At 36.7% G+C, this 5,910-nt stretch carries 5 protein-coding genes; 1 reads left to right on the top strand and 4 read right to left on the bottom strand.

Annotated features, from left to right (window positions below; all coding sequences use genetic code 11):
* Window positions 1-272: 272 nt before the first annotated feature.
* Window positions 273-833, bottom strand: a complete 561-nt coding sequence (locus CY0110_RS27295; protein ID WP_008278901.1) for a hypothetical protein — start codon at window positions 831-833, stop codon at window positions 273-275.
* Between the two features lie 114 nt (window positions 834-947).
* A complete protein-coding gene (locus CY0110_RS27290; RefSeq protein WP_008278900.1) occupies window positions 948-1,460 on the bottom strand; it encodes a YqhA family protein in 513 nt (170 codons plus the stop codon).
* Window positions 1,461-1,624: 164 nt separating this feature from the next.
* Between CY0110_RS27290 and CY0110_RS27285 the strand changes: the two genes are divergently transcribed.
* The gene (locus CY0110_RS27285; protein WP_008278899.1) at window positions 1,625-2,587 is read left to right on the top strand and encodes a tyrosine-type recombinase/integrase; all 963 of its coding nucleotides are present in this window, start codon (window positions 1,625-1,627) and stop codon (window positions 2,585-2,587) included.
* Between the two features lie 18 nt (window positions 2,588-2,605).
* Here the strand turns inward: CY0110_RS27285 and CY0110_RS27280 are convergent, their stop codons facing one another.
* Window positions 2,606-3,982, bottom strand: coding sequence for a diguanylate cyclase (locus CY0110_RS27280; protein WP_008278898.1), 1,377 nt, complete (start codon window positions 3,980-3,982; stop codon window positions 2,606-2,608).
* A gap of 91 nt (window positions 3,983-4,073) precedes the next feature.
* Window positions 4,074-5,910: ATP-binding protein (locus CY0110_RS27275; protein WP_008278897.1), on the bottom strand; the 1,837-nt coding region annotated here is incomplete at its 5' end.

Below are 5,910 nucleotides of genomic sequence, written 5' to 3'. Positions count from 1 at the left end.
TAGTGGATCAGGCACAAATTAGGGAGTCCCTACCCCAAGCGACTCCGTTGGCCTCTGTGGCTATGGCCATTGAAGAGGAGGATGATGAGTTTTCAGATGATGACCTTATATTTAATGAACAGGAAGAAAGGCAATCTCATGGGGAGGATTTCATGAAAGGTATGGGGCTTTGAGGCTCAAGTTAAACAATCCTTTTTTTAATACACCAGCTTTTTAGGTTTGACTAAATTGCTGGTGTGTTGTGGCCAGGTAACAGTTCTTATGTATTGGTCTTAGTCTTCAACTATCTTTTTGACTCGCCACCCTGTCTGATTGCCGATTTTGCCGGCTTTAGTAAATGACCAACAACCTCTAGTAAATACGTTTTCACCTTTTGAACAACTGGGTTTGATGCCGATTAGCTGTTTAACTTCTTTGCTTGAGAGTATCCAGTTTTGTTCTTGTGCTTGTTCGAGGGAATGGTTATAAGCAATGGAATCAATGGGTTGTAATCTGCTGGCGATCGCACCACCTAATACCTCAATAATTTCTAGTAATTCCTCACGACTCATCTGTGTCGTGAGTTGTGTCGTCTGTGTTGTGTTGTCTAAAAGATTACCGTTATCAGTTATTTCTAGGTGTGTTGTAACTGAAGTAACAGGTGTGTAGTTCTTGAGGCTTCCGCCATTTTTAAGGTGCTGATCTAGGTCGTCCAATTGTTGGATCATTTGTTCGGTGGCGTAGGCTTTACCGTCGTCGTCTTTGGGTAATTTTAGTCCGGCTGCTTCTAAACGAGAGTAGAGAGATTTACGAGATTGAAGCTTATAGCGATCACAAAGTTCTTTTACATTCATGGTGTGTTGTTGTCACAGTACAGGTGTGTCGTCGTCAAGGTACAGTGTATAGTTAAAGACTTTACATTTCTCTGTAAATCCACCCCATTTCATTGTTACCTTAAGGCGTTTTACTTATTCTTTGGAAAATCCTAAATAGGTACTGACGGATACTAAGAGAATAGCGACTGCTATATAAATTGCATCTATTGTCGTTGTGAGTTGTAAGATAATAATTTTTTTAAATAAGCTAACAATTAAAGCCATAATAATCACTTGAAGTAACTTTTTTTTCAATTCTTCTAAAGAGTTAATTGTCAATGGGCTTTTTATGGTTTTATCGCCACTAATAGTAATTTTTGAAATAAATATTTCATAAATTCCAAAACTAAAAATTAAGAGAATAATACCAATCAAATAATAATCAATACCACCAACTACACTAGAAACAACGAGAGCTAAATCCTGATTTTGAGGATCTTGAAAAAGGTTAGAATTTGGAATAATACTCATCATAATTTCAATCGTTCCCAAAATAAAAAAGTTTACGGCACTGATTAAGCTAAATAAGACTGGAATCAAGGTAAAAAAACGAAAATTCCAGAGGATTAGTTCGAGAATACGTTGGAATTTTTTGAAATAATTCATGTTGTCTCTAAATTGCACATATAATGGCCAAATGAGTAGGAGAGGGAAAAAAACAAATGGCCATAGTCAGATCAGATTACCAAATCAATGGACAATAGGCCGTGAGAAATCTCTCTTGAACGTTCTATTATGTTCCTCACATCAACCGCGAGGTCTGGGTCATTATGGTTAGCCTAATTGAGCGCGATCGCTATTCTTCTGAAAATCTCAAATTAACCGCACCCATACCCGTGACCCTGCATCCAGCGAGCGTCTATTTATCGGGGTTATCAGAAGGTAGCCGTCGCACCATCCGCTATTCTCTTAATACTATAGCGTCGTTATTAACGAATGGGGACTGTGATGCGGATACGTTAGATTGGTCGAAGTTGCGTTACCACCATACGGCTGCGGTTAGGGTGGCTTTATTACAAAAGTTAGCTCCAGTGACGGCTAATAAGATGCTGTCGGCGTTGCGACGGGTGTTATTGGAAGCCTATCGCTTGGGGTTGATGGCTGCGGATGATTATCAAAAAGCGGTGGATTTTCCCAATATTCAAGGCTCACCTGAGTTACGGGGGCGATCTCTTGATTCAACAGAAATTAGGGCGTTGTTGGGGACTTGTGGAGAGGATAGTGTGATGGATGTTCGGGATGCAGCCATTATGGTGATGTTGAGGGGGACGGGAATACGTCGCTCTGAGTTGGTGAAGTTAGAATTAAGGGATTTTGAGTCGAGTACGGGGGAGGTGTTGGTGCGTAAGGGCAAACGAGGGAAGAGTAGACGGGTTTATTTGCCAGAAGAGGCGATCTCGTATATTCAGCGATGGTTAGGGGTGCGAGGGGAAGAGTCCGGTTGTTTGTTTTGTCGTATCCATCGAGGAGGGCATTTAAAGTTAGGCCAGATGCACTCGGATACGGTTTGGCGGATTATACAGAAACGGGCAAAAATGGCAGGGATTGAGTCGTTTTCTCCCCATGATTTCAGACGGACGTTTTGTAGTGATCTGTTAGATGCCGGGGTGGATATTGTCACGGTGCAGAAGTTGGCGGGGCATAGTTCTCCGGTGACGACGGCTAAGTATGATCGACGGGGGGAGGAGACGAAACGGCGGGCGGTGCAGTGTTTGAAATTGAGCAAAGAATAGCTTTAATTCATCAGAAAATTAAATTTCAGCAACAGAATAGCGGTTCCGTCCCTGTTGTTTCGCTCTATAAAGAGCTTTATCAGCTAGATTAATTAAGTCAGCAGGTGAACTTGCCGATCTAGGGATAATACTAGCAATTCCTACACTAATAGAGACAAGCTCACTAACTTTTGATTCTTTGTGGGGAATTGCTAAGGTGTAAATAGCGTGTTGGATATTTTCTACAATGATAATTGCTCCTTGCTGATCTGTATTTGGGAGGATTACGACAAATTCTTCCCCACCATAACGAGCAACAAAATCAACAGAACGATTCAGAATTTTCTTTACAGTTTGGGCAATTTGCTTTAAACAATCATCCCCTGCTTGATGACCATAGTGGTCATTATATAATTTGAAATAATCTACATCAAATAAAATTATGGATAAAGTTTGCTTTTCCCTTCTAGCACGTCCCCATTCTTTAATGAGATTTTGATCAAAAGTCTGACGATTATAAATCCCTGTTAATCCGTCAATAGTTGCTCGACGATTGAGTTCTAATTCTCTCTTTTTTCTTTCGGTAATATTTCTAACGGTAATGGAAAATCCATCAGCTAATTTAATGGCACTAAGATGATACCATTTTTTCTCTTGTTGACACTGATAACTAAAATCCTTGTTTAACGAGACTCCTGTTTCTACAAGATTAACAAATAAAGGAAATAAATTAACATCAAGTTGTTCAAGAAAATTTTTGAAGATTAATTGTCCGCTTAAATTTTCTGGGTCTTGATTAAACAGTTCTGCTAAAATAGGATTAATAACTAAGCAACGAAAATCTTCTATTTTTCCGCTCTTTGAATTTCTAACTGATTCAAAAGCAGCAATTCCATCAATGGAATTAGTTAAAACACTGGAAATCAAGGCTCTTGATTGATATAATATGGCTTGAGCCTCTTTTCTTCGTTTAATTTCTTTTTCAAGTGTTTTTTGTTTCTGTTTTAATAGTTCTTTCTCCTGCTGTAAAAGTTTTTGTTGCTTTTTAATAGTTAACTGACTGTTAATTCTCGCCAAAATCTCTTCTTCCTGAAAAGGTTTAGTAATATAGTCAATTCCTCCCACTTCAAAGGCTTTTACTTTATCAAATACTTCACTCAAAGCACTAATAAAAATGATAGGAACATCTTTAGTTTTGTCATCGGATTTTAAGCGTTGACAAACTTCATACCCATCTATGTTTGGCATTTTTATATCCAATAATATCAAATCGGGAGGTTCAATTTGTACGGCTTCAATTGCACTTTCCCCATCCACAGCTTTTCTAACTTTGTAATTCTTCCCTTCTAACATGGTTGACAAAACTTTTAAATTAGGAAGTTGATCATCAACAATTAAAATAGTTTCTGAAATCATTTTAGTTCACTTGAAAGATAATTTAAACTGAATCAAATTAGAGATTTTATTAAAGTCTTATTTCAATTAGTAAATAGAAGTTTTTTAAAAATCACTGAAGATTGATAGAAGACATTAATCTAATAATTTCTTTGATTTTTTTTATTTGAAAAGTATCAACTAGATCAGTTAATTTATCCGCTAATAAAAAATTGTTTTCAGGAATTTCCTCAATCAACTCTAAAATCAAGTCATCATCTAAAACTCGACTGCCATGATACAATCTTTCTAACCATTCTTGAGGCATTACTTTTAAATCATCTGGGGTTAAATTTAGTAATTTTGGTTCAGTGTTATCTTCTTCATCATATACGTATTCAACTCCTAAATGTTTGGAAATTACATCAAAAATGACTGATTCCTGAAATGGTTTTCTGATGAAATCATCACATCCTGCGGATAAGACAATAGCCTTTTCCTCTTCTAAAAAACTAGCCGTTAAAGCAACAATAGCCGTAGCATTTCCTTTAATAATCCCCTTAATATATTGAGTAGCTTCATACCCATCCATAACTGGCATTCTCATATCCATAAAGATTAAATGAGGTTGCCATGTTTCCCATTTTTCTATCGCTTCTTGACCATTAGTCGCTTGTTGCAGTTCAAAACCGACTGGTTGTAAGAGTTTAATTAATAGTAAACGATTGGCGGGATGATCATCGACAATCAAAATTTTATAACGAGGTTGTCCAGGTTGTAAAGCAATAACATGGCGAATAATGGGTTTAGTTTCGATACCGTCAGCATCAATTTTAGTAATTTTAATATTAAAACTAAAAGTTGTACCACTTTCTACTTCAGTTGTTACTGTAATATCTCCTCCCATTAACTGAACAAATTTACGACTAATTGCTAATCCTAAACCTGTACCTTCGCTACTTTTTTTACCACTTTCTGTTTGTGCAAATGCTTCAAATAATTTATCTAATTCTCCGGCTGCTATGCCAACGCCTGTATCTTGAACTGTTATATTTATATAGTCATTGTTTGTCAGGGATTTTGAGTCGTTGTTTAAGTTACTGTCTTTGATATCTGAAGGTTGGTTTCTTACTTGCACAAAAACCCCACCTTCTGACGTAAATTTAATCGCATTATTAATTAGATTAATTAAAACTTGACGCAGTTTCGTTTCATCAGTATTAATATATTGAGGAACATCTTGATCGTGATTAATTTCTAATTTTAATCCTTTATTGTTGGCTTTGAGATGTAACAAGTCTTCCACTTCCTGCAAGCATGAATAAAGGTCAAAATCACAAGGATTTAGCGTCATTTTACCAGCTTCGATTTTCGCTAAATCTAAAATATTATTAATTAAGGTTAATAAGTAATCTCCACTACGACCAATAATATTAATATTTTCTTTTTCTTCTTGAGATAAAGTGGAAGAACGTTTCATAATTTGAGAGAAACCTAAAATGGCATTTAAAGGAGTTCTTAATTCGTGACTCATATTGGCAATAAAAGCACTTTTTGCCTCATTAGCAACTTCTGCTTTCTCTTTAGCAATCTCTAATTCTTCTGTTTGTCGCTTAACCTCTTGTTCTAATTCCTGATAATAATCTGCTAAAATTTTCTCAGCCCGTTTGTGTTCAGTAATGTCTTGAAACGCAACAAGTGCATACTCTACTTCTCCGGCTTCATTATAGATAGGTGTTCCCCGACTTTCTATCAGAATGATGCGATCACTTTGATGAATTTCAAGATCGTCAACACTGGTTACTTCCCCTTGTAAGGCTTTAATAATCGGTAACTTTTCGTTGGGATACAGTTCATCAGTTCCTGCAATGTAATTGTGATAAACTGCGGCGATATCTTCAGGGTTTGTCTCTGGATCTATATCTTGACCTAATAGTTTTTTAGCTTGTTGGTTAGCATAATAAGGATGA

It is taken from the genome of Crocosphaera chwakensis CCY0110, assembly GCF_000169335.1.
In the GTDB taxonomy this organism is placed as follows: domain Bacteria; phylum Cyanobacteriota; class Cyanobacteriia; order Cyanobacteriales; family Microcystaceae; genus Crocosphaera; species Crocosphaera chwakensis.
Note: the sequence above shows the minus strand (reverse complement) of the source record. Positions and strands in the feature narration are given on the sequence as shown.

Coding starts and splice junctions, on each gene's coding strand:
- CY0110_RS27285 (WP_008278899.1), top strand. CDS start 1,625: ATGGTTAGCCTAATTGAGCGCGATCGCTATTCTTCTGAAAATCTCAAA.
- CY0110_RS27290 (WP_008278900.1), bottom strand. CDS start 1,460: ATGAATTATTTCAAAAAATTCCAACGTATTCTCGAACTAATCCTCTGG.
- CY0110_RS27295 (WP_008278901.1), bottom strand. CDS start 833: ATGAATGTAAAAGAACTTTGTGATCGCTATAAGCTTCAATCTCGTAAA.
- CY0110_RS27280 (WP_008278898.1), bottom strand. CDS start 3,982: ATGATTTCAGAAACTATTTTAATTGTTGATGATCAACTTCCTAATTTA.